This window comes from Bacillus sp. AFS041924 (assembly GCF_002577195.1).
In the GTDB taxonomy this organism is placed as follows: domain Bacteria; phylum Bacillota; class Bacilli; order Bacillales; family Bacillaceae_G; genus Gottfriedia.
The window spans coordinates 1-25,655 of the sequence record NZ_NULG01000092.1 but is presented as its reverse complement, the minus strand read 5'-3'; the positions used below and the strand labels follow the sequence as shown (position 1 = coordinate 25,655).

Here is a 25,655-nt window from a genome sequence, read left to right as displayed (position 1 = left end):
ATTATTCGGGTAACATTTCAAATAGCCAGAACCTCTTTTCAATTTAAAACGATTTTAATCGTCACTTCTAGTCATACCAGTATAAATTAAAATTAATCTCAATAATTCTGCAACAGCAACAGCAGCTGCTGCTACATACGTCAATGCGGCAGCATTTAAAACGCGTTTTGCATAAACATGCTCATTCGAATTAATTATGCCCAAAGTTGTAATCTGTTTCAACGCTCGACTAGATGCATTAAATTCAACAGGAAGTGTAATAACTTGGAATAATACACCTATAGCTAATAAGAGTATACCTAATAATAATGCACCTGTTAAACCAGAAAATATGCCAATTAATACGAAAATATAAGAAAAATTGGAACTGAAATTTGCAACCGGTACTAATGAATGACGGAATCTTAAAAAACTATAGTCATTTGCATCTTGTATCGCATGTCCTACTTCATGAGCGGCAACAGCTGTACCCGCAACTGAATATCCATGATAATTTTCAGAAGATAACCTTACAACTTTTGTACGAGGATCATAGTGGTCAGATAAATATCCTCGAGATTCTTCAACCGCCACATTGTAAAGACCATTTTCATTTAATATCTTTCTCGCTACTTCTGCACCTGTTAAATGCGATGTAGAGCCAACTTGCGAATACTTTTTAAAAGTTGATTTTACCCTCATTTGCGCATATAAAGGTACAATCAGCAAAATTAAAAAGTAAATTAAATAACTCATTATGATTCCTCCAAGGAGTGGGATTTTACGATATTGTAATAACTTTTAGAGAAATTTGTCAATCATTTTGTTCTCTTCGTTTTTTGTTCTTATTTCGATCCCCTATATATTTTCTCCATCCGACATAACTTAATGTACCTACAATGATTGCCCCTGTTGTAAATATTGTCCAAATAGATACTGGTGGAATAATCGAATTCCCTTGATCAAAAATGAATAATAATTCACTTTGTGTTTCATCTAATTTTTGCTGGAATGCAGGTAAGGATTCTTGATTAATTCGATAATTATCTAAAAAAGAAACAAGTGAATTCAATTTTTTTACTTCATCATATTGGAGATCCATGATTAGACTAGGATAAATAATTTCAAACTGATTTAAAAATAGATTTAATTGTATTTCGTATGCTTCAGAATTCCCTCGCTTATATGCTGACTCCATATTATTTAGAGGAGTCATAACCGATTTTTTCATTTCCTTCCACATCGGCTGCATTGTTGTTTCACCAGCATCAATTAATAATCTTAGTCCAAGAACATCAGCAACTTTTTCTTGTGGATCGATTCCATCATTCTTTAAAGATACGAGCGCATTTTGAAATGAAACCGAAATTGTTTCTAAATCTTTAGGGGTAAAATCCTTATTTTTTTTTGCTGACGCCATATATTTTGATTCTAACTGCTCTAATAGATTGGCGCCATGTACATAATCTCCATCTTGTACTAAGGACAGTGATTTTTCAATCAATGAAGTTTCTTGATCTATTTTAGCGTACCCTTTTACGGTATTGAATGAAAAGAAAATAAAAAAAATGCTTATACTCGCAATTAATTTTTTCATCAAACCCCTCCCTCATAACTACTAAATAATTATGAGAGAAAGGACAAGATTAGAACTTGTTCAATGACGAGCTCGCTTTTTAACAATTAATTGGTAATAAGCAATTAATATTACAAATATAGTTAACCAAAATGTTAGTAAAGCAATCCAAATTTTATAATCTGAAAGCATATAGTATTCTGGCATTGTTCCAAATACATAATCAAAAATAAGATCCTGTAAAACCCAAATACTTGCAACTCCCAAGTGCCACTTTTTAACTTTAAAGAATGGTGCAAATAAAGCAGCTTGAATAGCCATAGCTCCATGCGAAAAAATTAATAAGTATGCAGTTTTATCGAGTCCACTATTTAAATAAAGGACCATACCATTCATTATGACTGCCCAAATACCATATTTCATTAAACTTACATATGCTAATGCTTCTATTAAACCATTATGCTTCTTTACTATAAGGAATATCAATACGATACAGAAAAACATCGATGCGGTTGGACTATCTGGTACAACAACTTTTAACCAGCCAGGTGTGTTTTCTAGTTGAAATCGGTACCAATAATATCCATAAATTGTGCCTAATAAATTAATAACAAATAAAATGATTAAATTTGGTTTCAGCCGAAGCATACTGTAGATTAGATTCATTATCCCACATCACTTTCATATTTAGGTGAATTTAATAATTTATAACACAAAGTTCACAATTGTTATGTATCAACACATTTTTAACATGCTATTATTTCAGTATACAATAGAACATAAAAAAAGAGCCGAAAATTCGACTCTCTTTTAATTACTCAGTTTTACCTGCTTTTGAAACGAATTCAGCTAAAACTTTAAGTTCTTCGTCTGTACCTTTAAACACGCCAGCTGGCATCGCTTTTTGACCATTTTTAGCGATCTTTGCGATTTCTTCAGGTTTTAAACCAGAATTTTGAAGACTTGGTGCTGCTGCGCCACCTTCTAGATTATCACCATGGCAAGATACACAAGTATTTTTTTGCAATAACTTATAAGCTGGATCTTCTTTATTTAACTCAACAAAAGCACGGATTTTACCTTGTTCTTTTTGTTTTTCCCAATCATGGTGAGCTGCTGCTTCCCATGTTAAATAAATTACACCAGATAAAGCTAATAACATAAAGCCAGTAGCTAATGGACGTTTAATTGGTTTCCTATGTGGACTACGATCTAAGAACGGCGCTAATAATAAGCCACCAAATGCAAGACCAGGAATTACGAAAGCACCAAGTATGTTATAATCACCAGAAGCATAGCTATATTTTAAGAATTGATATAAGAATAAGAAATACCAGTCTGGTAATGGCGTATAGCCAGTATCAGTTGGATCTGCAACCCTCTCAAGTGGAGATGGGTGTGCAATTGTTAATGTTAAGTATCCAGCTAAGAAAACTGCTCCAACCATCCATTCTTTTAATAAAAAGTTTGGCCAGAATGCTTCTGTTTTCCCAGGATATTCAGAATAGTCTTTTGGTACATTTGGTTTACGTCCTGCCATTGCAGGTACACGTGAGTCACCTACAAACTTCATTCCTTTACCGCGATGCATGTTCTCCCTCCTTTATTTCGACACACTTTAGTCATTTACTAAAGCCCCATGCACTAAATCTTATAGTGGACCTGAAATACCTTGCTTACGAATGATCATGAAATGCGCACCCATAAGTGCAAGTAAAGCACCAGGTAAGAAGAATACATGAATTGCGAAGAAACGAGTTAATGTTTGTGCACCAATAATTTCCGGATTACCTGCAATTAACGTTTTCACTTGCTTACCAATAAATGGTGTTTGTTCAGCAATTTGCAGACCTACTTTTGTCGCAAATAAAGCTTTCATATCCCAAGGTAATAAATATCCTGTAAAGCCTAATCCAAGCATTACGAAGAAGATTAATACCCCTACAACCCAGTTAAGCTCACGAGGCTTTTTATATGCGCCTTGGAAGAATACACGTAAAGTATGTAAAAACATCATAACAATTACTAAACTTGCACCCCAGTGATGCATACCACGAACGATTTGTCCGTATGCAACGTTGTTTTGTAAGTAATAAACTGATTCCCATGCATTTTTAATATCTGGAACATAGTACATTGTTAAGAACATTCCAGATAAGATTTGAATTACTGTAACGAAAAATGTTAATCCACCGAAGCAATATACGAATGCTGAAAAATGGTGTGCTGGATTAACGTGCTCAGGTACTTCATGATCAGCGATATCTCTCCAAAGAGGCGTAATTTCTAATCGCTCATCTACCCAGTCGTAAATTTTGTTTAACACGATTATTTACCTCCTTGTGGTAACGCTTTACCAAGATAAAAAGCATCATCTTTAATTTTTACTTGGTATTCATCTAGTGGTGCTAGTGGTGGCGTACCTTTAATATTTTTACCACTCTTTTCATATCGACCACCGTGACATGGACAGAAGAACTGATTTGGAAAATCTTTATTGTCGTTCCAACCAACTGTACAGCCTAAATGCTTACATACTGGTGATAATGCAACAACGTCTCCTTTACTGTCTTTGTAGACCCATGCTGAATGTGGTGCATCAGATTTAACCCAACCATCAACCTGTTTAACTTTAAAGTCAAAACGTTTTGGTTCATCTGTTAAATCTTTTAGCAGCCCTACTTGTACTAATTCTCCAGCTTCTTCTTTTTGTAAGACTGGGTCAATAGCAAAACGGGCTAATGGCATAAGCATGCCTGCAGCCATGAAACCGCCTACACCTGTTAAAGTGTAGTTTAAAAACTGGCGTCTTGAAACCTTTTCACTCATGAAAATTCCCCCCTCTATCACAAGTACTCCTGTACGGACAACAGCTATAATAATAAAACTAGGACACTTTCATAATATAATAACAAATTTAGAAGGTCAATAATATCCTAATAATAATCATAGTAATAATGTTGTTTTTATTTTTATCCCCATTTTTTAGAAAATAATGCATTTATATGTGATAATTGTTTATCTACAATTACTCGTTGTGATGATTCATCTAAGCTATTGATGTTTAAAGTTGGTAACCAAATTAATGACTCTTCCATATCGGATTCTAATTGTCTCCAATCAAAATCACATGTCAAATAGAAAACATGCTTAATTCCACTGTCTTTAAACTCTTCATACCAGCCTTTTAAACGGTCTTTTTTATTAGATTCTTCAGGCAAATAAGTAAATTCAGGGGCAATTACTACCCTACCTTTATATGTACGTTCAATCTCAGAAGTAAGGATTATTAAGTCCTCTCTTTGTTCTGCTAGAGAAATATTTTCTTTTTTCAAAGAAACAGGACAAAGTGGAACAATGATTGTATCGATGTACTCCAAATTCTCTATAACTTGATTTAATTCATTAGTTGTCCATTTCATCGAAATTACCTCTTTCTATTAGAATAATTTAATTATAATTGTGAAATTTTTGTGAACAAACATCTATTTTCCATTTAACCATACATTACTATTTTAAGAAAGGAAAAACCCTAAAAAATAAGGACTTTCAGTGTGTAGACAAGGTCCCCAAAATTTGATTTTCAGACTGGTTGAAAAAGCCTGTCTTTCGAGGCGTTTACAAATTAATTTGATTAACTAATCATTTTCAACACATTGAAAAAGCCCTCGAAATTGAGGACTCTTTTCAAGTAACATTAAGTTAATGAATTAAGTTGCTTCGTTAATTCTTGGAAAAGCTTCTTGTCTTGTTTGTCTAAAGCCTCATCAATCATCTTCATTAATCTGTCTTTTTGAAAATTAATAATTGAATCAGACAAAAGTTTTTCAGCAATAACGCGGTCTTTTTCGTTACTATTTAAATTTTTTGGTATATGTGGGTTCTCTTCTAAAACTGAAACAAACATCGGATATTGAAAAGAAGATTTAAAATTGAGCTGGATATAAATATCCTCATCCCTATTTAGTCGAATATCATGAAATGATTTCTCTGCATCCGTCGTCATAACATTTTGTTTATAGAAATGAAATGGGACTTCTTTAACACAGTTTGTCGACATCACTAATCCACGTGGACAATATTTAGACTGTTCTACGAAATGAACCTTTTTCATTAAATAATCATGGCTCATTAGGTAATTTAAAATCCAAACACATTCTCTTTGCTTTAACTGAAAATTACTTAGAAACCACTTAACAAAATCTTTCTTCTCATTCACAGATACAGGGGTTGCCATTATTAAATCCCTCCTCTGTCCTTAAAATTTGTCCCCTTTTCTGAATAAAGAAAACTACAGAATTTCATTTATTCTTTCAAGACGTTCTCTTACTTCTTCCTGTAGATATTCATCGTCTACAAGTTTACTGTAAACCTCTTTTGCTTCTTGTACTAAGCCTTCTTCAAACAATAGGTCTCCGTATTCCTTTAAGAAGGAAATTTCCTGGTTAAAGTCATTATATGCTAGATGATATTGTTTTAATGCCAATTCATAATTTTCATTTCCATAATATGCTTTGCCTAAGTCCCAATTAAAATGAGGATCTGATGCGCCATGCTCTATAGCTAGTTCAATTGTACTGATTATGTCTTCAAAATCTTCTTCTTCGAAAAGAATTCCGACTAGTAACTGAACAGCCTCAATTAGAGAAGGGTCGTAAATTAATGCTTCCTGCAAATGTTTTTTACTTCCTGGTAAATTCTTTAATTTACGAGCTAATTTGGCTGCTGATAAAAGGCATTCTACATTTGTTTCATCAACTAGTAAAGCTTTTTGTATAATCTCATAGCCTTCTTGAATTTGGCCTTCAAGATCGTGTGCTTTACTTAACCATAAATGTGCTACTAAATACTCAGGATCATAGAATATTGCTTCTTCAAATACTGGTATAGCTGCTGCATAACGTTCAGCTTGAAATAGGGTAATGCCATATCCTAATAAAGTATGGAAGTCCTTTGTTTTTTGAATTCCTTTCTCATAATAAGAAATTGCATCCTCCCACTCGCCTTCTGCACTTAAACATTCAGCAAGCCTTAAATCCTTATTCACTCCACTCACTTCAATTTCTTGGTTAGCAAGCTTTTCGTAAAATGGAATTGCTTTTTTATAATCGTATTTACTAAAATAATACTCTCCTAATGCAAAGTCTACTACAGGCTCGTTCGGTAAAATTCTTTTTGCTTCAAATAGCTTTTGTTCTGCAACTTCATCAAGACCTTGAACTTGATATAAATCAGCCATTAATAAAAGTGCTTGAACACGACTCTCACTGTCTTCTTTAATCGAAAGTAAAATCTCTAAAGCATCGTCTTCTAAATCAAGATCCAATAAAATTTCCGCATACATTATTTTTAGTTCATCGTCGTCATCATATAAGTAAACTAGATCTTCAATAATATTTTTTGCTTCTTCTACGAATCCTAACGATTGAAATAAAAGTGCTGCTTCGTATTTTTCTTCATCATTAGCAGTTTTTAAACTTTTTCTTAATAATTCTAAACCCTTTTCTGTATGACCGTTCTCTATTAACTGAACAGCTTCATATAAATTCATTCTTACACCTCGTATAACTACTTAATTAAGTCGTTTAATTGTTCTTTAAAATTTGGGAAAGATACAGCTATACATTCTGTATTTTCAATAATTGTCTCACCTTTAGCAAGTAATGCAGCGATTGAAAGCATCATACCCATGCGATGATCACCATGTGAATGAACATTAGCACCTTTTAAAGAACTATTTCCTTGTATAATCATACCATCTTTTGTTGCTTCAATGCTTACACCAAGATTGGTAAGTTCTGTTACAACTGTCTGGATACGATCAGTTTCCTTTACTCTTAATTCTTCAGCGTCTTTAATGATTGTCTCACCTTCTGCAATTGCAGCTGCTAATGCCAAAATAGGTAACTCATCGATACATGTTGGAATTTCAGCTCCACCGATTACAGTTGATTTTAAATTGGAAGACTTTACGCGAATATTAGCAATCGGTTCACCGTTTACAACTTTTTCATCTTCTAATGTAATATTGGCACCCATTCTTTCTAAAACCGTTAATATTCCAGTTCTCGTTGGATTTACACCTACATTTTTTAATAATATTTCGCTATTTGGGACGATTGACCCAGCTACTAAGAAAAATGCTGCTGACGAAATATCCCCAGGTACGATAACATCAGTTGCTATTAATTCTTGATTACCATTAATCGAAACTGTATTTCCACCCACTTCCAATTCACAACCAAATGCCTCTAGCATTCTTTCGGTATGGTCACGAGACTTTTCTGGTTCTGTAACTACCGTTGTACCATTTGCAAATAAACCAGCTAGTAATATGGAAGATTTAACTTGTGCACTTGAAACAGGAGAAGCATAAGAAATACTATTCAGTGAACCTCCTCTAATAGAAATAGGTGTATATGTAGCATCTTCACGTCCATCTATAGAAGCTCCCATCATTTTTAAAGGTTTTGTAACACGTTTCATTGGTCTTTTACCAATTGATTCATCACCAATAATAACTGAATGGAATGGTAAACCACTTAATATTCCCATCATTAATCTTGCTGTTGTTCCAGAATTTCCTACATCAAGTACAGCATTTGGCTCATTAAGTTCTTTAATTCCCTTCCCATAAACGACTACTTCATCTTCTGATACATCGATTTGTACACCTAATTTTCTAAAACAAGCAATCGTACTTAAACAATCTTCACCTAATAGAAAGTTAGTAACTTTAGTTGTCCCCTTCGCTAATGATCCAAACATAATCGCTCGATGAGATATTGATTTATCTCCCGGGATTGTAACTTCACCAACTAAACGGATTTTTTCTAACTGAGAATTTCTCATCATAGCCACCTTATCTAACCTTTCTATATGTATTAAAATTCCATTTTTATTAAATCAAACCTTTTTTTTCTTAGAAATTCTATTCGACGAATTGCCCTATGTTTTTCATTTTCAAGAAGTCTAATTTAGAAAAAGAAAATGATATTTTGATTTAACATTTTATCAAAACACCATTTTCAGGTAGGTTTTATGAAATTATTTGTTTAATAAAACGATCTAAATTTTCTTTTATAAAGTCTTCTTCTAGTTCGACAATCACTGGATTGCCGTAATTCTTTAACAATATATATTTTATTTTCAAATCTATATTTTTCTTATCTTGTTTCATTAGATGTACGATTGTTTCTAATTCTAAATTTGAATAAACAGGATAATCTAACTGATTATACCACTTTAAAATCTCATCAAATTTTAAGTCGATATCAAAAAATTGTTCGCTCAAATAGATTGAAAATAAAGTTCCAAATGCAATAGCTTCACCATGAGTAGTTTTAGCATAACCTAAATAAGCTTCTATTGCATGTCCAAGAGTATGTCCTAAATTCAAAAAGGCTCTTTCACCATTTTCTTTTTCATCCTTGGAGACAATTTTATTTTTTACACTAATTCCTATCGTCACACATTTTTCAACGAACTCATCTTCTAATTTTTCAAGTGAATGAATACGATTCATTAACCAATTTAAATTGTCTGTAGAAGAAATCATGGCTTCCTTGCTAATTTCAGCAAAACCAGATCTCCATTCCGCTATTGGCAAAGTAGATAAAAAGCTTAATTCATAAAGTACTAGTTCGGGTTGATAAAACGCCCCTACAATATTTTTAGCTTTTGGAAGATTTATAGCTACTTTACCACCTATAGCACTATCGTGGGCTAGTAGTGTAGTTGGTAACTGGATAAAACGAATACCACGCATATATGATGCGGCAACGAAACCCGCTAAATCGCCAACTACGCCTCCACCTAAAGCAATTATTAAACTATTACGATCTAATTGGACATCAAAACAATAGGTTAAACAATCTTCATAAACTGCAAAACTTTTACTCTTTTCACCATTAGGAATAATAAATTCTTCTACTTTATTTGCTTCATTACAATTTTGTTTTACTTTTTCTAAATAAATTGGTGCAACTTGATCATCGGTAATAATTAATATTTTTGAAACTTTAGGTACTAAGTTATCGAGCATTGACTGTAAATGACTTAATACCCCATATCCAATACATACATCGTATTGTTTAGAGCTTGTTTTTACAGTGATCACATTCATTAAAAATTCCTCGCATACTCTCGGTAATCTTCAATATTACGTTTTAATCGCTCAAGTTGATCTGATTCAAATTGTTCGATGAGAGCTTTTGCAACTTCCCATGCTACAATATGCTCTGCAACTACACTAGCTGCTGGAACAGCACAGCTATCAGAACGTTCTATACTTGCTTCGTATACTTCTTTCGTTTCAATATCAACGCTTTTAAGTGGCTTGTAAAGCGTCGGAATAGGCTTCATAACAGCTCGAACGACAATCGGCATACCAGTTGTCATACCGCCCTCAAAACCGCCAGCACGATTCGATAAACGATAGTAACCTTGGTCCTTTGAATAAGCTATCTCATCATGTACTTCACTTCCTGGTAATGATCCAGCTTGAAAACCAATTCCGAATTCTACACCTTTAAAGGCATTTATGCTTACGATTGCGCCTGCAATTTTTGAATCTAGTTTTCTGTCATAATGTACGTAGCTGCCAACACCAGCTGGCATACCTTCTATGACAACTTCTACGATTCCTCCGACTGAATCACCATTCTGTTTAGCATCATCAATTAAAGATTTCATATTTTCTGTAGCTTCTGCATCTATACATCTTACTTCTGAGTTTTCAGCTCGATTATGTAAGTCTTCTACATTTTTATATTCTAAATTTTTCGCCTTAACTCCACCAATTTCAATAACATGGCTTGCAATCGTAATACCTAGCTCACTCAATAATTTTTTAGCAACCGCACCAGCTGCAACACGTACGGTTGTTTCACGAGCTGAAGAACGCTCTAAAACATTTCGTACATCTCTAAAGCCGTATTTTATGGCACCATTTAGATCGGCATGACCAGGTCTTGGTTTTGTAATGCTTCTTTTTCCTTCGTATTCTAGATTTTCTAAAGGTTCAGCACCCATAATATTAGTCCAATGTTTAAAGTCGTTATTTTCAACAACCAATGCGATAGGAGAGCCTAATGTATAACCTTGTCGAACACCGCTAGTAATTTGAGCAGTATCCTTCTCAATTTGCATTCTTCGCCCTCTTCCATATCCACCTTGTCGTCTACGAAGTTCAACATTTATTTCTTCTGCTAAAATTGGTAAGCCTGCAGGAACGCCTTCAATAATTGTAGTTAATTGTGGACCATGTGATTCACCAGCTGTTAAATAACGCATGTCAACACCTTCTCTTTATGTAAGTTTAAAATTATTTAGTTACTACTATACCACAACCTATTCTGAATTTAACATAAAAAAAGAACCATAAAATGGCACTTTTTTTGATTTTTTGTAAAAAATTGAATTATTCAATGAAAAAAAGTATTTTTCAACAGTAATTTTTGTGATTTGCGATAAAACAAAAAAGCCAGCAAATATGCTGACTTCTTTTTTCAACTATTTAAATATTAGTATACCCACTCTTTAATAAGCTTAGAGTATTCTACTAATTCATTTTGATTGAAGAAAATTCCGATTTCACGCTCAGCGCTTGCAGGCGAATCTGAACCGTGAATAATGTTTTTACCTACAGTTGCAGCATACTCACCACGGATTGTTCCTGGAGCTGAATCTTTTGGGTTAGTTGCTCCCATCATTTGACGAGCGGTAGCGATTACATTTTCGCCTTCCCAAACCATAGCAAATACTGGGCTTGAAGTGATGAAGTCTACTAACTCACCAAAGAAAGGACGCTCTTTGTGTTCTGCATAGTGAGTTTCAGCTTGCTCTTTACTTACTTGCATTAATTTAGCTCCAACTAATTGGAAGCCTTTTTTTTCGAAACGTGAAACGATTTCACCAATTAAGTTACGTTGTACACCATCAGGTTTTACCATTAAATAAGTTCTTTCCATTATGCTCTACCTCACTTGATTTCAATTATGTATAAACAACACAGTAGAATAGTAACATCTATTTATAAAATTATCAATAGTTTAAAATCTTGTTATTTTATAAATATTGCAATCGCTTCCAGTTTTTTTGACGATCTTTAACAAATATATCTACTTTACGATCAACTTATACCTTTAAAAAGCCAAAAGAGGCCGTTCTAAATGCATTTGCATTTTTCCCCCGCCTCTAGTTTTTTCGATTGCCTATATTTTTAGCAATTAAAATTAACATTTCTTTTGCTTCGTTATTAGGTAGGCTTTCGATACTGTTTAATGACTTTTGTAAATATGCTTCACTAACTTTTTTTGCAGCTTTTATATATGTACTTTTTCTTATTTGATTAATAAGTGGTTTTACAGTTTCTGGTTCAATTCCTTCATGAATTGATACAATCTTCTCTTTAAGTGCTAGATCATTCATCGCAAACAAAACAGGTAATGTAATATTCCCTTGGATTAAGTCACTTCCTGAAGGCTTTCCTAGTTCCTTTTCAGAAGCCGTAAAATCAAGAATATCATCCATAATTTGATATGACATACCTAAATAGTATCCGTAATCTTTTAGACACTTTTGATTCGTTAATGAAGCTCCTGATGCGATTGCACCAATTTCACAACTTGCAGAAATTAAAAGAGCTGTTTTTCGTTTAATTCTTCTTAAATAACATTTTAAATTTTGGTCAAAATTATATTTATCTTTTATTTGTTCAATCTCACCTAAACAAATCTCTAAAATTGTTTCAGATAATTTTTGATGGGCCGATGGGATTTCGATTTCTGACATACATTCCAATGCTTTTGCAAATAAAAAATCCCCTGCATACATAGCAACACGATTATTATATGTTGAATTGATTGTCGGTTTACCTCTTCTTAAACTCGCCTCATCAATTACATCATCATGTACTAATGACGCCATATGTATGATTTCCAAAGTAGCTGCTACATTTTTAATCGATTGAAGGTTATATTGTCCAAATTTAGCACTAAGCAATACAAATACTGGTCTAATTCTTTTACCACCAGATTGAAGCAACTGTACCGATGCATTTTTCAAAATTGGCTGTGTTGAATCGACTACTTTATGAAGTGTATTTTCAATCTCATTAATGTCCTTTTTTAAATAAGAATACTTCCATTTAACCTTCATTCCGTTCACCTTACTATTCATCCCATTTTATTGCTTTTTTTACTAATTTTTTGGTTTAACACCTAAATGCATTGCTGCTACACCAAAAGTATAGGGTTTAATTTTAATTTTTTCTAAACCTGCTTTTTCGAAAAGCTTCGCAAGTTCATTCATCCCTGGAAAAGTACTTGCACTTTCTTGTAACCAAGAATATTCTTTAAAGCTTTTCGCAAATAGTTTACCAAAAATTGGCATAATGTATTTAAAATACGCTTTATATACATGTCTAATACCAAAAGTCGTTGGTTGAGATGTTTCTAAACACACAACAATACCACCAGGTTTTACTACTCTTGTCATTTCCTTCAATACTTGATAATAATCTGGTACATTTCTTAAACCGAATCCAATTGTAACGACATCAAAATAGTTGTCTTCAAACGGTAATTCCATCGCATTACCATGAATTAATTTTACTTGGTCTAAATGCAAGTTTTTAACTTTTTCTTCACCAATTGAAAGCATATTTTTACTAAAGTCTAAACCTACAACTTCGCCTTCTTTTCCAACTGAATTAGCAAGTGCAATCGTCCACTCACCAGTTCCGCAGCATACATCAAGCGCTTTCATGCCTTTTCGAACATTCATAATCTTCATAGTTTGTTTACGCCAAGCAATATGACGTCTAAAACTAATAATACCATTCATTGTATCATATTTATTATAAATCTTTTCAAACACGTCATGTACGCGTTCTTCTTTTGATTGAGTCATACAAACCCCCACTTACTAATTACGATTACTTCTATGTAGATTAATTTTGTAATTGTATTATTTTTGATAATTCTAATTTTGTTTTAGCTAGATCATCTATATCCATTATTTTCTGAAATTGCGAAATAACATCAGAACGATTGTCAACTGATAATTGTTCCAATTCTTTTTTCAATCTAGAAACTAAACACTCTTGCTCAATCTGATTTATTGCTTCATCTGCCGAAATAAATTTTGCAAAATGAACAAGTATGGTTGATTCAATTACAGTAATACATTTTAAAAGTGATTCCAAAGAACTAAATTGTTCGTGAACAAGATTAATTTTTTCTTCATTCATTTCTTTTACTGCAAATGAAAGCTCACGAATTAAACCAATTTCTCCAGTTTTAGAAAGTGCATCATAATACAGTCCACTGTATAAATCTCCTTCTAGAACAGTTAATTGTTTCTTTTCACGATCCATTGGAGTACCTTCATAGTTTGATACTTTTTCATGAGTATCTAATGCAATTTGATGAATCATCAAGGCTTTGCAGTAATGTACAATTTTATCACTCGTAAAATTGTTATCCTTTAATAAATTTATTAATAAAGTAACCTTCACATCATCAATATACGGCTTTGAAAGGTGCTGATTTAAATATGGGTGTTTAATCGTATGTAATATTTGAGCGATTACTTCATTTTTTAACTCTTGAATACTATTCATTATTTCCATCCATTCCATTTATTACTGATTTTTTCATTATACCATAAGTATTTTAGATGGTATAAGTTGATTACTCAATCAACTCGAATTATTTATAATGAATATTTTTTAAAAAAAGCAGGACTTCCTGCTTTCAATTTAATTTCAAACGCTCGCTTTCGTAGTCCTTTTTGTTTAAAGTCCTCGTCTATTGTTACTCACATTGAAAGACGAGCATTAAATTTGTCTCAAAAAGGATCTTTTTGAACTTTGTCTAAACACTGAAATTAGGATTTTCCTGCTTTTTTTGATTTGTTGATATTATTTAGTTGAATGAATCATTGCAAGTATTTCATTTCTTCCTTGTACATCATCTTTAAGTGAACCACGTACTGCAGTTGTAACAGTTTTTGATCCTGGTTTTCTTACTCCACGCATTGACATACACATATGCTCAGCTTCTACAACTACCATTGCTCCATGTGGCTGTAGTACCTCCATAATTGCCTCAACTACAGAAGCTGTAATACGTTCTTGTAATTGAGGTCTTTTAGCTACCGTTTCAACTGTACGTGCTAATTTACTTAATCCTGTTACTCGTCCATTTCTAGGGATGTAGGCTACATGAGCAACTCCGTAAAAAGGTAAAAGATGATGCTCACACATTGAATGGAATGGAATATCTTTTACAAGTACTAATTCTTCATGATCTTCACCAAATACTTTATGTAAATGAGCTTTTTCATCTTGGCGCATACCTGAGAATACTTCAGCATACATTTTCGCAACTCGCTTTGGCGTTTCGTATATTCCTTCTCGATTTGGATCATCACCGATAGCTTCGAGAATTAGACGAACCGCTTGTTCAATTTTTTCTAAATTTACTTCATTCATTAATTGATCCCCCATGCTAAAAAAAATTCTAATATTCACTATCAGATTCGTTTTATTTTAACATAATTCTTTTTTTTTAGGCAAAAAAAAGAAGGATGCTTCTTTCCACCCTTCTTTCAAGTCTACCTGAAACATCTGACTGTTGGTTTAAAATCCCGAATAGGTATTTGCTCAACATCAAATTAAAGGCCTCGAATATTTTCGATCATTAATTGGACTTTTCGAAAAAAAAGAAGGATGCATAAATTAGCATCCTTCTTTTTCGCTTAAATTATGTAATTATTTTACAGCATCCTTAAGCGCTTTACCAGGTTTGAAAGCTGGAACTTTACTAGCTGCGATTTCGATTTCCTCGCCAGTTTGTGGATTACGTCCTTTACGAGCTGCACGCTCACGAACTTCGAAGTTACCAAATCCGATTAATTGTACTTTATCCCCGTTTTGTAACGCACCAAGAATTGATTCGAATACAGCGTCTACTGCTAAAGTAGCTTGTTTTTTAGTTAATTCACCAGCTTCAGCAACTGCATTGATTAAATCTGTTTTGTTCATGTCTTTCACCTCCTCCCAAAAATTTAAATAGTTTCTTAATTTCATTTGTGACCAAAATTTTAAATTTTATACAACAAATTCCAATTAATTTCTTTGTCATGCCTTATATTATACGATTCTACGGCTTTTTTCAATATGTTTTATAAGAAAATGTTGGAATTACTCGAAAATGAGTATCTATTTATCTGAAAAATTCATTTTTACACTTAAGTTTTTTATTAACAATCGTTAAGAAAGTACGATAATTACTGAAAAAATCGGAATTTCTTAATTTTTTTTTTACTTATTTTAACCTAATTATTCATGTAGATATTTGTCGAATATCATCTTTTTCTACCCTATTTTTTTGTAACTATTTTGGAAAATGAAGGAAGTTTAAAACACAAATAGTTATATGAGTAACTAGCATTTTGGAGTGGAATTTAACCCTCACAAAAATAACTAAACTTAAAACACATTAAAACAGCAAAAAAATCAGATGGTATTTTACCATCTGATCAATTAATCATTAAAGGATAATTGCAATTAATCCGCCACTTCCTTCGTTGATAATTCTTTCTAAAGTCTCTTTTAATTTATATCTAGCATTTTCAGGCATTAATGAAAGCTTCGCTTGAATACCTTCACGTACGATTGAACTTAGTGAACGACCAAATATATCTGAGTTCCAGATTGATAATGGGTTGTCTTCAAAGTCTTGCATTAAGTATTTAACAAGCTCTTCGCTTTGTTTTTCAGTTCCGATGATCGGTTCAAATGTTGACTCAACATCTACTTTAATCATATGGATTGATGGAGCAACTGCTTTTAATTTTACGCCAAATCTGGATCCATGGCGTATAATTTCAGGCTCATCTAAGCTCATATCTAAAAGTGATGGAGCAGCGATTCCATATCCTGTTTGTTTCACCATTTTTAATGCATCCGCTACTTGATCGTATTCTTGCTTCGCATGAGCAAAATCCTGCATTAATTCTAGTAAATGATCTTTACCTCGAATTTCTACTCCTACAACTTCTTTTAACACTTGATCATATAACTCATCTGGAGCAGATAAATCGATTTCTGCAACCCCTTGCCCCATATCTATTCCAGCAAGCTGTGCCTGTTCAATAAATTCATAATCACTAAATTGACCAACTACATAATCTACATCTCTTAGTCGTTTAATATCTTTAACTGTTTCTTGAATTGCTTCTTGGTAGCTTTGGCGTAACCAGTGATTTTCTTTTAATACTAATACCCAGCTAGGTAGATTTACGTTTACTTCAAGAACTGGGAATTCGTATAATGCTTCACGTAATACGTTTAATACATCGCCTTCTCTCATCGCTTCAACACTTAATGCGATTACAGGAATATCATACTTTTCACTTAATTCCTGTCTAAGTGCCTCTGTATTAGGATGATATGGCTGAGATGAGTTGATAACCATAATGAAAGGCTTTCCAACTTCTTTTAGTTCTGCAACTACTCGTTCTTCTGCTTCAATATAATCGTATCTTGCTATTTCTCCAATTGTACCGTCAGTTGTTACAACAACTCCAATTGTAGAGTGCTCTTGAATAACTTTTCTTGTACCGATTTCTGCAGCTTCATTAAATGGAATTGGTTCTTCATACCAAGGTGTACTAATCATTCTAGGGCCATTTTCATCTTCATAGCCTTTAGCACCTGGAACACTATAACCAACACAATCTACTAAGCGAATATTTACATCTAACCCATCCGCTACATGAATTTTGACTCCTTGATTTGGAACGAATTTTGGTTCAGTAGTCATTATAGTTTTACCTGCAGCACTTTGAGGTAATTCATCATGTGCTCGAGCACGATCAGCTTCATTTTGAATATTTGGGATAACAACTGCTTCCATAAAGCGTTTGATAAATGTTGATTTACCAGTACGCACAGCCCCTACAACACCTAGGTAGATATCTCCTCCTGTGCGCTCCGCAATGTCTTTAAAAATATCTATCTTTTCCATGTGTTCCCCTCCCGATTTATCAATACATGGGAATAATTGACTTGAAGTAGTATACCTATGACAATATCATTCTATGATGTTGTCCTAGTGAGTTATGACAAGATTTTTTATTTTTTCTAGTTATTAACTTCGGATAAAAATAAAATAATCCTTCGATAAAATGTATTCTTTTATCAAAGGATTATGATTTATATTATTTATTTTTGTTCTAAAAACACCGGTTGTCCATCTTTTATTGTGTATGGGAGTGAGTATGCAGGCACGATTGGTGAGTCTTTTACTAAAATAGATCGAATATCTTCACCGTATTTAAAATTTTTTGCATCCTTTATTTTTGCAAATAGATCAGTTGAATAGTCAACATAGAATTCCCCGTCATTGCCCATTATAATTGGTAAGTTTTTATTGCTATATGGACTAACTATAAATGGTTCTTCTTTGAACCCCATCTTTTTATAGTTTAATAGGAACACGCCTTTTGCAAGTGTTTTCTTAATCGGTGGATACGAATGTTTATCTTTATAGACTTGTACTCGTAAGTTAACATCTCTTAATTTTTCTGCAATTCTAAGATCAACTAGTTTGACAGTTGGAGTTGTTTCAGCATCTATTAATACGTATTGAAAGATACCTCCATTTTCATATGAATTACCTGGTACATCACTTATATAACCTGGAGTCAGCTTTGTAAAATCAATTGGATATTTAATATAGATTGGTGTACTCATATCCTTGGTTTTAATTGGTAAAAGCCCTGAATTATTTTCTTTAAACTTATTTACTGCGTTTTGAACCGATTGTAATTGATCGTCATATGGCACTTGATTTTCAGCAAGTTCATCTTGTGGATATAAACAGCCACTTAATACACTTATGACAAAGCATATTAGGATGGAAAGAAATAGCTTTTTCATTTTAGTCCCCTTTATTCTCATTAACTAGGCCAGCTTAATACGATATATGTAATTAAAATACCAGAAATAATTAAAGACATATATGCAATGAAGGCTGTTATCATTTTTAAAAATTTTATTTTTATTTTGTTTCTGCTTAAGAAAATTAAAAATAATGATAAAAGCATTAGTCCAATTCCTACAAAAGAAATAATCTCATTAATATGTGCCGCGTTCATTATGTTCCCCCTATGTAATTTCTAACATTATTATAGTATCAAAATAATGACATGATTTGAATTAAAATCTTTTTAATCCTATTTAATCATTATCGACTAAACCAATACTCATGTATACTTGTCCAATTTTAAATTTCGCATTTAAAGTACTATAGGATAATTTTCACTAAGCATTCTATGTAACCGAATCGAAATACCTTCTTAACACAGATGATTGTAGTTCCTTTCGCTCAAAATTAATGGTCAAAATAAAAAGAAAGAAAAAGTAATAAATATACTCCTTCTTTCTTCGAAGCAAACTGGGGCAATTGCTTCGTTAATTTACTCGACTAACACCCACCAGAATACATCCGGTATAAGTCATTCTATATTATGCGAAAATGTATGATTATGCACTAAATACATCGCTGAAGAATAAGCCCAATTATTTTTGTTTAAACATATTTGTTAATGATTGAAAATCTAATGGCATATTATTTGTAACGATTGCTTGAACGATTTTGTCTTCTTTCTCCTTTGAAACTTGACGACCAGTCATCAATGCAATCTGACGTACTAACTTTCTCACAGTCGCATCATCTTTAAAGTTCGCGTCTTTTACTGAATCAGCGACTTTAAAAATATCTGATTTACTTACATTAGCTTTCTTTTCAATCTTATCAAAAAAACCATTTGGATTATTATTATTAGTCACCATTCAAACCTCCTTCTTTTCTATACAACATATGCTATGCAAAAAACGAGAAATGGTGAAACGCCTATTTTAGTCCACATAAGAAAAAGCATTAAAACAAAGTTTTAATGCTTTTAGACTATCGGTATTTAGTTAAATAATGTAAATTACTCAGTAAGATCGCTAATGTAATTAGAAGTACTCTCACCTTCATGTCTTTTTACACGAGACATAAGAGCATCAACGGCTAATTTTGGATTTTTATTTTCAAATAATACTGCGTACAATTCATTAACAATTGGCATTTCAACATTTACTTGTTTTGCCAATTGATATGCAGCCTTAGTCGTGCGAACTCCCTCAACTACCATACCCATATTATTTAATACTTCCTCTAAGGATTGACCTTTCCCTAATAAATTACCCGCTCTCCAGTTACGGCTATGTACACTTGTACAAGTTACAATTAAGTCACCCATACCTGTTAAACCAGCAAATGTTTGAGTATTTGCCCCTAAAGCCTTACCTAAACGAATTATTTCAGCAAGTCCACGTGTCATTAAAGCCGCCTTCGCATTATCACCATAACCGAGTCCGTCCGTAATTCCCGCTGCAAGTGCGATAATATTCTTTAAAGCTCCACCAATTTCAACACCTATTACATCTTCGTTAGTATATACACGGAAGTAACCATTTGAGAATAAGTCTTGTACATTTTCAGCTTCTTCCATATTTTTTGAAGCCGATGTTACAGTCGTTGGGTGTCTAAGTGCAACCTCTTCAGCATGACTTGGTCCTGATAAGACAACTACTGATTTTAAGTATTTTGGATCAATTTCTTCAGAAATCAATTCTGACACACGCTTTGAAGTGTCTGGCTCAATTCCTTTACTTGCATGGATAATCGTAACCTTGTCGGTTAATTCACTATTTAATCTTTGACATACTTCTCTTATAGCTTTAGTTGGTACAACTAGCAAAATATATACTGCACCATTAATAGCTTCTTTAAGATTAACTGTTGCCTTTAAATTTTGAGGCAATGTAATTTCTGGTAAATATCTTTTATTCGTATGATGTTCATTTATTTCATTAATTTGTTCGGAATTATTTCCCCATAAAGTAACCGTATGACCATTATCAGATAATACCATGGCTAAAGCAGTTCCCCAACTACCTGCACCTAAGACTGCAATTTTTTCCATATCATCGCTCCCTTTCATAAAGAATCCAAATTTAACATCTAATTACGCTCGTGCTCGACCAATTATCTTAATTGGAGATCCTTCAAAGTCAAAAGCATCTCTAATGCGATTTTCTAAGAAACGCTCGTAACTAAAGTGAAGTAATTCAGGATCGTTTACAAAAACTACGAATGTTGGTGGTTTAATTGCTACTTGAGTTGCATAATACACTCTTAATCTTTGTCCATTATGTGTAGGAGTAGGATTCACAGCAATAGCATCCATTATAACGTCATTTAATACATTTGTAGGAACACGTAAGCTGTGGCTTTCACATGCTTTATTAATCATTGGCAATAAAGTTTGCGTTCTTTTCTTCGTTTTAGCTGATAGGAATACAATCGGTGCGTAGTCTAAAAATTGGAAATGTGCACGAATGTTTTCAATGAATTCATTCATCGTTTTTTCATCTTTATCTACTGCATCCCATTTATTTACGACAATTACAACTGATCTACCAGCTTGATGAGCATACCCAGCGATTTTCTTATCTTGTTCAATGATTCCTTCTTCGCCATCTAATACAACTAAGACGACATCTGATCTTTCAATTGCACGTAAAGCACGTAATACGCTATATTTTTCCGTACTCTCATACACTTTACCTTTTTTCCTCATACCAGCTGTATCAATAATGACATAGTCTTGACCATCTTTTGAATAGGGTGTATCGACTGCATCACGAGTTGTTCCTGCAACATTACTTACAATTACACGGTCTTGACCTAATAATGCATTTACTAAAGATGATTTCCCTACATTAGGTCTTCCGATTAAACTAAATTTAATAGTCTCTTCATCATAATTCTCGTCTTCATTCTCTGGGAAGTGTTTTACTACTTCATCAAGTAAATCCCCAAGTCCTAAACCATGCGAACCAGAAATTGGAAATACTTCACCAAATCCTAACGCGTAAAAGTCGTAAATATCACTTCTCATTTCTGGATTATCGACTTTATTAACTGCTAAAACGATTGGTTTTTTTGTTTTATAAAGGATTTTAGCAACCTCTTCATCAGCTGCTGTTACACCTTCTCGTCCATTTGTTAGAAAAATAATAACATCTGCTTCATCAATCGCGATTTCAGCTTGTTGACGAATTTGCTCTAAAAACGGCTCATCACCGATATCTATTCCACCTGTATCGATTAAGCTAAATTCTTGATTTAACCACTCACCTGAACTATAAATACGATCACGAGTAACTCCCGGAATATCTTCTACAATCGAAATCCTTTCCCCCACTATTCTATTAAAAATAGTTGATTTCCCTACATTTGGTCGTCCAACTATTGCAACTGTCGGTTTAGACATTTAATTCATCCTTCCTAGCATAACTATGTACCATTTAAATCATGTAAATGTGTTTTAGTTTAGTTTTAAAAATTAATTTATTTAAATAACTTATCTATTTTAACAAAAAATATGGAAAAAAACCAATACACTTCAACTTTTTAGTAAATTTCTATTCCTCAGGCTTATTCTTGATCTGTATTTTGTTAAATATTTTATTGCTGACAGTATTAAAACGGAAAGCAATAATGTATCAAACCAACTTAAGTCTCCTATTATATATTTAAAATCAATTGATTCAAACGTTATATAATTAAAAATTTCACCTTGAATTAAACCAATTGTTATATATCTTAACTTGTCATAATAGGATTTACTTAAAAATAACGCAAGAATAATGACAAAGACTGAACTAATTAACATCTCATTAATAATAAAGCTGGCAGGATCGTAAATCGAAAGCAATGTAACTACACTATATGTCATTCCGATAATCAATCCTTTAAAAAAATGAATGATTTGCTCACGTAAACTTAATAAACTAATTTTGTAACTAATAATAAAAATCATAATGATATATGAAATATTTATTTCAATTGAAAATACATCAATGGAGTAAGCAGAACAGCTAATTAATAGTAGTATTCCCGATAAATAAAGTAAATTCTTTTTCGTTCGATTCTGGTAAATCATAAGATACGTAGCAATAACCCAAGAAGATATAATAAATAGACTACCTTGCACACGAAAACCTCCTAATAGTACTAGTATGTAACAATTCATACTCAAAAATAATCAATTAGAAAAGAAAGTGTATAAGAAATTGCTTTTAAAACGAATCTATATATGAGATTTATTTGGAGGTGAAACGAGTGGGAAAAGATCGTCAAGAAAAGAAACTTAAACAATCTAGAAGAGTTGAGTCTGATCGAGATCAGAGTATTCATTACAAAGGTGCTACACGTTTAGATACACCTGAAGAAGCGAGAGCAGAAAATCAGCATAACTAAAATTAGTAGAGGGGTAAAGCCCTTTATCTTTTTTGTAGAATTTCCAAATAAAAAATCCTTCAGAGAATAACTGAAGGATTTTTTGATTACTTTTTAAATTTATTTAATTTTTCACCAAGAAGTTCACCTAATTGGAAACCACTTTCGCTTGGCTGAACGTATTTAGCAATATCTTCTTGAAGTTCTGCTTCACCAGCTTCTTTGATGCTTAAAGATAAGCGTTTTTCAGTAGGATTAATTTCTAAAATTTTAACCTTTACTTCTTGACCTACCGCTAGGACTTCGTTTGGATTTTTAATATGTTTATCAGCGATTTGAGAAACATGAACTAATCCTTCGATACCTTTTTGCACTTCCACAAATGCACCAAAGTTTGTTAGGCGTCTTACAGTTCCCTCTACAACAGCATCAGCTTTAATACTTGGATCTAATTGATCCCATGGGCCTGGTTGAATTGCTTTCATTGATAAAGCAATACGATTTGTATCTGTATCAATTGAAAGAACTTGAACCTTAACAGTATCGCCTACTGATACAATTTCTTCAGGTTTTGTAACTCGATTATGAGACATTTGAGAAACGTGTACTAACCCATCAACACCACCGATATTAACAAAAGCACCGAAATTTGTTAATCTTTCAACTTTCCCTTCAACAATTTGACCAACTTTAATTGTTGAATATGCTTTACTACGATTTTCAATTTCGTTTAACTGTTCTACAGCTTTATGTGATAGGATTACACGATTTTTTTCACGATCAAGTTCTTCGATCACTACTTCAATCGATTGACCAACATAGCTACCTAAATCTTCAACGAATTTTTTAGAAACTAAAGAAGCCGGAATAAAACCACGTACTCCTACGTCAGCGATTAGTCCACCATTCACTTGCTCAGTAACGATTACTTCGAATACTTCTTTACTTTCTAATTTAGCCTCTAATTGATCCCAAGCTTTAACAGAATCTACAGCACGTTTTGAAAAAACTACTGTATCTTCTTCAACTTTAATAACCTTTAAATCAATTTCTTGCCCAACTGTTAATACATCACTTACATTTTCGATATGTACGTTTGAAATTTCTTTTATTGGAAGAATACCATCTGTTTTTCCACCGAAACCTACGATTGCTTGCTTATCTTCAATTTGTTCTACTACACATGAGATAATTTCCCCAACTTCTGGCATTACTTTTTCAACCATGTCATATTCCTCCTTAAGATTTAAAAATGGATAGACCAATTATGTATTATCCTCTTTTACCTTCTAATAAATAAGAAGAAAAGTCAAGAAATCTGATGACTAATTCTTCTAAATATTTTTTAATTTTAAATCTACAATCGTTAATATTTCATTTACAACATCATCAATATCCTTCGAAGTTGAATCCAATGAGATCGCATCGTCAGCTTTTTTCAAAGGAGAAACTTCTCTTTCTGAATCAATTCTGTCTCTTGTAGCTATTTCTATTTTCAATTGCTCTAAGTCACTTTCAAAACCATTATTAACATTTTCGATATGTCTTCTTTGAGCTCTTTCATCAACTGATGCAATCATGAAAATCTTTACTTCTGCATCTACTAATACATGAGTTCCAATGTCTCTTCCATCCATTACAACCCCACCATTTACTGCATAATGACGCTGTAATTCAACCATTTTTTCACGAACTATACTATGTTTTGCAACAAAAGATACGTTTCTAGTTACTTCTGGTGTTCTTATAGGTTCTGAAACATCAACATCATCAATGTAAACTTTTTGAGTCCCATCTTCGGGAATTAGTTTTATTGTTATATTTGAAAGTAAATTACTTAATGCTACTTCATTATTTACATCAATATTGTTTTGAATCGCTTTAAAAGTTAAAGCACGGTACATAGCACCAGTGTCGATATAAACATAACCTAGTTTTTTTGCAACAATCTTTGCAACTGTACTTTTACCAGCAGCTGCAGGACCATCTATCGCTATACTAATTTTTTTACTCATAAGTCCTCCTACATAAAAAAAGTGCTAATTTAATAGCATTCTTTAATCTTATCTTGTCCTAAAAATATAAAATCAAATAAAAATAAAGCAGGCAAGCCTGCTTTATTTAATATTACCATATGATTCCTATGAATTCATCTATTTACCTATATGATTATATACTTCCCTCGTTACGTCTTTAGCCTTTTGTGTAACACCTTCATACAATTCAATTTTCGTCAAATAGACAGAAAGGTTTGGAAATGACAAAATGTATTGACTTATGATTAAACAAACTAATTGAATAACAATTAATTTAAATAATATTCGTTCGATTCTTTTCATTATTAATCATACCTTTTTTATTACCATTATGAATACATTCAATTAATTTTATACACAATTTTGAATTTAATTTTTAAATTCATTATTTCAATACTATAATTGCTAATCTGAATAAACGAATAATTGCTTATAAATAAAAAAACGTGCAGATCACGATTTTAGGCTGTTGAAAAATGAACTTGTCAATGAATCCACAATATTTTTAAATGTAAATGAAGCAGAATGATGTTGATTTCCACTACAGGTTGCTCGCTTTCCATGGGGCGAGATTCTTTAGCCTCCTTTAGCGAGCCTGCGGGGTCTTTAGGCTTCCCGCATTTCCCATAGGAGTCCTCGTACCTTCCATTTCAATTAGTCTCGAATTTAACTAAAATCAACAATTAATATTAACAG

29 protein-coding genes are annotated in these 25,655 nt (G+C 32.7%); 1 reads left to right on the top strand and 28 read right to left on the bottom strand.

The genetic code is table 11. The features are described from left to right. Positions 1 to 54 precede the first annotated feature (54 nt). The 25 genes from COC46_RS16315 to COC46_RS16190 all read right to left on the bottom strand — a co-directional run bounded on the left by COC46_RS16315 (position 55) and on the right by COC46_RS16190 (position 22,678). Complete coding sequence (locus COC46_RS16315; protein WP_141550927.1) at positions 55 to 735, bottom strand: zinc metallopeptidase; 681 nt, start codon at positions 733 to 735, stop codon at positions 55 to 57. A gap of 58 nt (positions 736 to 793) precedes the next feature. Then, complete coding sequence (locus tag COC46_RS16310; RefSeq protein WP_098810969.1) at positions 794 to 1,576, bottom strand: sporulation protein YpjB; 783 nt, start codon at positions 1,574 to 1,576, stop codon at positions 794 to 796. Positions 1,577 to 1,636: 60 nt separating this feature from the next. After that, on the bottom strand, positions 1,637 to 2,221 hold the full coding sequence (locus tag COC46_RS16305; protein WP_098810967.1) for a DUF1405 domain-containing protein: 585 nt from the start codon (positions 2,219 to 2,221) through the stop codon (positions 1,637 to 1,639). 148 nt (positions 2,222 to 2,369) lie between these two features. Next, on the bottom strand, positions 2,370 to 3,146 hold the full coding sequence (locus tag COC46_RS16300; protein ID WP_098810964.1) for a menaquinol-cytochrome c reductase cytochrome b/c subunit: 777 nt from the start codon (positions 3,144 to 3,146) through the stop codon (positions 2,370 to 2,372). Between the two features lie 60 nt (positions 3,147 to 3,206). Then, complete coding sequence (qcrB, locus tag COC46_RS16295) at positions 3,207 to 3,881, bottom strand: menaquinol-cytochrome c reductase cytochrome b subunit (protein WP_098810962.1); 675 nt, start codon at positions 3,879 to 3,881, stop codon at positions 3,207 to 3,209. 2 nt (positions 3,882 to 3,883) lie between these two features. Then, positions 3,884 to 4,384 carry a QcrA and Rieske domain-containing protein gene (locus COC46_RS16290; protein WP_098810960.1) on the bottom strand — a complete coding sequence of 167 codons (501 nt, stop codon included), beginning with the start codon at positions 4,382 to 4,384 and terminating at the stop codon, positions 3,884 to 3,886. Between the two features lie 143 nt (positions 4,385 to 4,527). Then, positions 4,528 to 4,977 (bottom strand): DUF2487 family protein, encoded by a 450-nt coding sequence (locus COC46_RS16285; RefSeq protein ID WP_098810958.1) that lies wholly within the window; start codon positions 4,975 to 4,977, stop codon positions 4,528 to 4,530. Between the two features lie 275 nt (positions 4,978 to 5,252). Continuing rightward, a complete protein-coding gene (locus COC46_RS16280; protein ID WP_069031873.1) occupies positions 5,253 to 5,792 on the bottom strand; it encodes a ReoY family proteolytic degradation factor in 540 nt (179 codons plus the stop codon). A gap of 54 nt (positions 5,793 to 5,846) precedes the next feature. Next, positions 5,847 to 7,106, bottom strand: a complete 1,260-nt coding sequence (locus tag COC46_RS16275; RefSeq protein ID WP_098810955.1) for a tetratricopeptide repeat protein — start codon at positions 7,104 to 7,106, stop codon at positions 5,847 to 5,849. A gap of 17 nt (positions 7,107 to 7,123) precedes the next feature. Continuing rightward, the gene (gene aroA, locus COC46_RS16270) at positions 7,124 to 8,407 is read right to left on the bottom strand and encodes a 3-phosphoshikimate 1-carboxyvinyltransferase (RefSeq protein WP_098810952.1); all 1,284 of its coding nucleotides are present in this window, start codon (positions 8,405 to 8,407) and stop codon (positions 7,124 to 7,126) included. Positions 8,408 to 8,594: 187 nt separating this feature from the next. After that, a complete protein-coding gene (gene aroB, locus COC46_RS16265; RefSeq protein WP_098810950.1) occupies positions 8,595 to 9,680 on the bottom strand; it encodes a 3-dehydroquinate synthase in 1,086 nt (361 codons plus the stop codon). Next, positions 9,680 to 10,849 carry a chorismate synthase gene (aroC, locus tag COC46_RS16260; protein ID WP_098810948.1) on the bottom strand — a complete coding sequence of 390 codons (1,170 nt, stop codon included), beginning with the start codon at positions 10,847 to 10,849 and terminating at the stop codon, positions 9,680 to 9,682. The genes aroB and aroC overlap by 1 nt, the downstream gene beginning before the upstream one ends. A gap of 230 nt (positions 10,850 to 11,079) precedes the next feature. Continuing rightward, complete coding sequence (gene ndk / locus COC46_RS16255; RefSeq protein ID WP_025671395.1) at positions 11,080 to 11,526, bottom strand: nucleoside-diphosphate kinase; 447 nt, start codon at positions 11,524 to 11,526, stop codon at positions 11,080 to 11,082. A gap of 226 nt (positions 11,527 to 11,752) precedes the next feature. After that, complete coding sequence (hepT, locus tag COC46_RS16250) at positions 11,753 to 12,715, bottom strand: heptaprenyl diphosphate synthase component II (RefSeq protein ID WP_098810946.1); 963 nt, start codon at positions 12,713 to 12,715, stop codon at positions 11,753 to 11,755. Positions 12,716 to 12,757: 42 nt separating this feature from the next. Further along, positions 12,758 to 13,468, bottom strand: coding sequence for a demethylmenaquinone methyltransferase (locus COC46_RS16245; RefSeq protein WP_098810944.1), 711 nt, complete (start codon positions 13,466 to 13,468; stop codon positions 12,758 to 12,760). Positions 13,469 to 13,508: 40 nt separating this feature from the next. Next, complete coding sequence (locus COC46_RS16240) at positions 13,509 to 14,180, bottom strand: heptaprenyl diphosphate synthase component 1 (RefSeq protein WP_176545194.1); 672 nt, start codon at positions 14,178 to 14,180, stop codon at positions 13,509 to 13,511. A 300-nt stretch (positions 14,181 to 14,480) separates the two neighbouring features. Beyond that, positions 14,481 to 15,053 (bottom strand): GTP cyclohydrolase I FolE, encoded by a 573-nt coding sequence (folE, locus tag COC46_RS16230; protein WP_098810937.1) that lies wholly within the window; start codon positions 15,051 to 15,053, stop codon positions 14,481 to 14,483. Positions 15,054 to 15,332: 279 nt separating this feature from the next. Further along, a complete protein-coding gene (locus COC46_RS16225; protein ID WP_056466694.1) occupies positions 15,333 to 15,605 on the bottom strand; it encodes an HU family DNA-binding protein in 273 nt (90 codons plus the stop codon). Positions 15,606 to 16,113: 508 nt separating this feature from the next. Then, positions 16,114 to 17,592 carry a stage IV sporulation protein A gene (gene spoIVA, locus COC46_RS16220; RefSeq protein WP_098810933.1) on the bottom strand — a complete coding sequence of 493 codons (1,479 nt, stop codon included), beginning with the start codon at positions 17,590 to 17,592 and terminating at the stop codon, positions 16,114 to 16,116. A gap of 197 nt (positions 17,593 to 17,789) precedes the next feature. After that, the gene (locus COC46_RS16215; RefSeq protein WP_098810931.1) at positions 17,790 to 18,506 is read right to left on the bottom strand and encodes a hypothetical protein; all 717 of its coding nucleotides are present in this window, start codon (positions 18,504 to 18,506) and stop codon (positions 17,790 to 17,792) included. 20 nt (positions 18,507 to 18,526) lie between these two features. Continuing rightward, the gene (locus COC46_RS16210; RefSeq protein ID WP_056466707.1) at positions 18,527 to 18,724 is read right to left on the bottom strand and encodes a DUF2768 domain-containing protein; all 198 of its coding nucleotides are present in this window, start codon (positions 18,722 to 18,724) and stop codon (positions 18,527 to 18,529) included. A 424-nt stretch (positions 18,725 to 19,148) separates the two neighbouring features. Continuing rightward, complete coding sequence (locus COC46_RS16205; protein WP_098810929.1) at positions 19,149 to 19,421, bottom strand: stage VI sporulation protein F; 273 nt, start codon at positions 19,419 to 19,421, stop codon at positions 19,149 to 19,151. A gap of 143 nt (positions 19,422 to 19,564) precedes the next feature. After that, positions 19,565 to 20,602: an NAD(P)H-dependent glycerol-3-phosphate dehydrogenase gene (locus tag COC46_RS16200; protein ID WP_098810927.1), complete on the bottom strand. Its 1,038-nt coding sequence runs from the start codon at positions 20,600 to 20,602 to the stop codon at positions 19,565 to 19,567. A 42-nt stretch (positions 20,603 to 20,644) separates the two neighbouring features. Beyond that, positions 20,645 to 21,955: a ribosome biogenesis GTPase Der gene (der, locus tag COC46_RS16195; protein ID WP_098810925.1), complete on the bottom strand. Its 1,311-nt coding sequence runs from the start codon at positions 21,953 to 21,955 to the stop codon at positions 20,645 to 20,647. A gap of 132 nt (positions 21,956 to 22,087) precedes the next feature. Beyond that, positions 22,088 to 22,678, bottom strand: a complete 591-nt coding sequence (locus COC46_RS16190; RefSeq protein WP_098810923.1) for a YphA family membrane protein — start codon at positions 22,676 to 22,678, stop codon at positions 22,088 to 22,090. A gap of 128 nt (positions 22,679 to 22,806) precedes the next feature. On the opposite strand from COC46_RS16190, the gene COC46_RS16185 reads away from it, so the two are divergent. After that, positions 22,807 to 22,944, top strand: coding sequence for a YpzI family protein (locus COC46_RS16185; RefSeq protein ID WP_082459340.1), 138 nt, complete (start codon positions 22,807 to 22,809; stop codon positions 22,942 to 22,944). 86 nt (positions 22,945 to 23,030) lie between these two features. Here the strand turns inward: COC46_RS16185 and rpsA are convergent, their stop codons facing one another. The 3 genes from rpsA to COC46_RS16170 all read right to left on the bottom strand — a co-directional run bounded on the left by rpsA (position 23,031) and on the right by COC46_RS16170 (position 25,262). After that, the gene (gene rpsA / locus COC46_RS16180) at positions 23,031 to 24,149 is read right to left on the bottom strand and encodes a 30S ribosomal protein S1 (protein WP_098810921.1); all 1,119 of its coding nucleotides are present in this window, start codon (positions 24,147 to 24,149) and stop codon (positions 23,031 to 23,033) included. Positions 24,150 to 24,257: 108 nt separating this feature from the next. Beyond that, positions 24,258 to 24,938, bottom strand: a complete 681-nt coding sequence (gene cmk, locus COC46_RS16175) for a (d)CMP kinase (RefSeq protein ID WP_098810919.1) — start codon at positions 24,936 to 24,938, stop codon at positions 24,258 to 24,260. Between the two features lie 138 nt (positions 24,939 to 25,076). After that, a complete protein-coding gene (locus tag COC46_RS16170) occupies positions 25,077 to 25,262 on the bottom strand; it encodes a DUF5359 family protein (protein WP_098810918.1) in 186 nt (61 codons plus the stop codon). Positions 25,263 to 25,655: the final 393 nt, after the last annotated feature.

What these genes read in the sequence shown, in the direction of transcription:
- COC46_RS16170 (WP_098810918.1), bottom strand. Translation starts at nt 25,262, where the DNA reads ATGAAAAGAATCGAACGAATATTATTTAAATTAATTGTTATTCAATTA.
- COC46_RS16315 (WP_141550927.1), bottom strand. Translation starts at nt 735, where the DNA reads ATGAGTTATTTAATTTACTTTTTAATTTTGCTGATTGTACCTTTATAT.
- COC46_RS16305 (WP_098810967.1), bottom strand. Translation starts at nt 2,221, where the DNA reads ATGAATCTAATCTACAGTATGCTTCGGCTGAAACCAAATTTAATCATT.
- COC46_RS16225 (WP_056466694.1), bottom strand. Translation starts at nt 15,605, where the DNA reads ATGAACAAAACAGATTTAATCAATGCAGTTGCTGAAGCTGGTGAATTA.
- COC46_RS16300 (WP_098810964.1), bottom strand. Translation starts at nt 3,146, where the DNA reads ATGCATCGCGGTAAAGGAATGAAGTTTGTAGGTGACTCACGTGTACCT.
- spoIVA (WP_098810933.1), bottom strand. Translation starts at nt 17,592, where the DNA reads ATGGAAAAGATAGATATTTTTAAAGACATTGCGGAGCGCACAGGAGGA.
- aroC (WP_098810948.1), bottom strand. Translation starts at nt 10,849, where the DNA reads ATGCGTTATTTAACAGCTGGTGAATCACATGGTCCACAATTAACTACA.
- folE (WP_098810937.1), bottom strand. Translation starts at nt 15,053, where the DNA reads ATGAATGAAGTAAATTTAGAAAAAATTGAACAAGCGGTTCGTCTAATT.
- COC46_RS16215 (WP_098810931.1), bottom strand. Translation starts at nt 18,506, where the DNA reads ATGAAAAAGCTATTTCTTTCCATCCTAATATGCTTTGTCATAAGTGTA.
- rpsA (WP_098810921.1), bottom strand. Translation starts at nt 24,149, where the DNA reads ATGGTTGAAAAAGTAATGCCAGAAGTTGGGGAAATTATCTCATGTGTA.
- cmk (WP_098810919.1), bottom strand. Translation starts at nt 24,938, where the DNA reads ATGAGTAAAAAAATTAGTATAGCGATAGATGGTCCTGCAGCTGCTGGT.
- ndk (WP_025671395.1), bottom strand. Translation starts at nt 11,526, where the DNA reads ATGGAAAGAACTTATTTAATGGTAAAACCTGATGGTGTACAACGTAAC.
- COC46_RS16205 (WP_098810929.1), bottom strand. Translation starts at nt 19,421, where the DNA reads ATGGTGACTAATAATAATAATCCAAATGGTTTTTTTGATAAGATTGAA.
- aroB (WP_098810950.1), bottom strand. Translation starts at nt 9,680, where the DNA reads ATGAATGTGATCACTGTAAAAACAAGCTCTAAACAATACGATGTATGT.
- COC46_RS16290 (WP_098810960.1), bottom strand. Translation starts at nt 4,384, where the DNA reads ATGAGTGAAAAGGTTTCAAGACGCCAGTTTTTAAACTACACTTTAACA.
- COC46_RS16280 (WP_069031873.1), bottom strand. Translation starts at nt 5,792, where the DNA reads ATGGCAACCCCTGTATCTGTGAATGAGAAGAAAGATTTTGTTAAGTGG.
- COC46_RS16245 (WP_098810944.1), bottom strand. Translation starts at nt 13,468, where the DNA reads ATGACTCAATCAAAAGAAGAACGCGTACATGACGTGTTTGAAAAGATT.
- COC46_RS16200 (WP_098810927.1), bottom strand. Translation starts at nt 20,602, where the DNA reads ATGGAAAAAATTGCAGTCTTAGGTGCAGGTAGTTGGGGAACTGCTTTA.
- der (WP_098810925.1), bottom strand. Translation starts at nt 21,955, where the DNA reads ATGTCTAAACCGACAGTTGCAATAGTTGGACGACCAAATGTAGGGAAA.
- COC46_RS16240 (WP_176545194.1), bottom strand. Translation starts at nt 14,180, where the DNA reads ATGAATAGTATTCAAGAGTTAAAAAATGAAGTAATCGCTCAAATATTA.
- aroA (WP_098810952.1), bottom strand. Translation starts at nt 8,407, where the DNA reads ATGAGAAATTCTCAGTTAGAAAAAATCCGTTTAGTTGGTGAAGTTACA.
- COC46_RS16210 (WP_056466707.1), bottom strand. Translation starts at nt 18,724, where the DNA reads ATGAACGCGGCACATATTAATGAGATTATTTCTTTTGTAGGAATTGGA.
- COC46_RS16285 (WP_098810958.1), bottom strand. Translation starts at nt 4,977, where the DNA reads ATGAAATGGACAACTAATGAATTAAATCAAGTTATAGAGAATTTGGAG.
- COC46_RS16310 (WP_098810969.1), bottom strand. Translation starts at nt 1,576, where the DNA reads ATGAAAAAATTAATTGCGAGTATAAGCATTTTTTTTATTTTCTTTTCA.
- hepT (WP_098810946.1), bottom strand. Translation starts at nt 12,715, where the DNA reads ATGAAGGTTAAATGGAAGTATTCTTATTTAAAAAAGGACATTAATGAG.
- COC46_RS16275 (WP_098810955.1), bottom strand. Translation starts at nt 7,106, where the DNA reads ATGAATTTATATGAAGCTGTTCAGTTAATAGAGAACGGTCATACAGAA.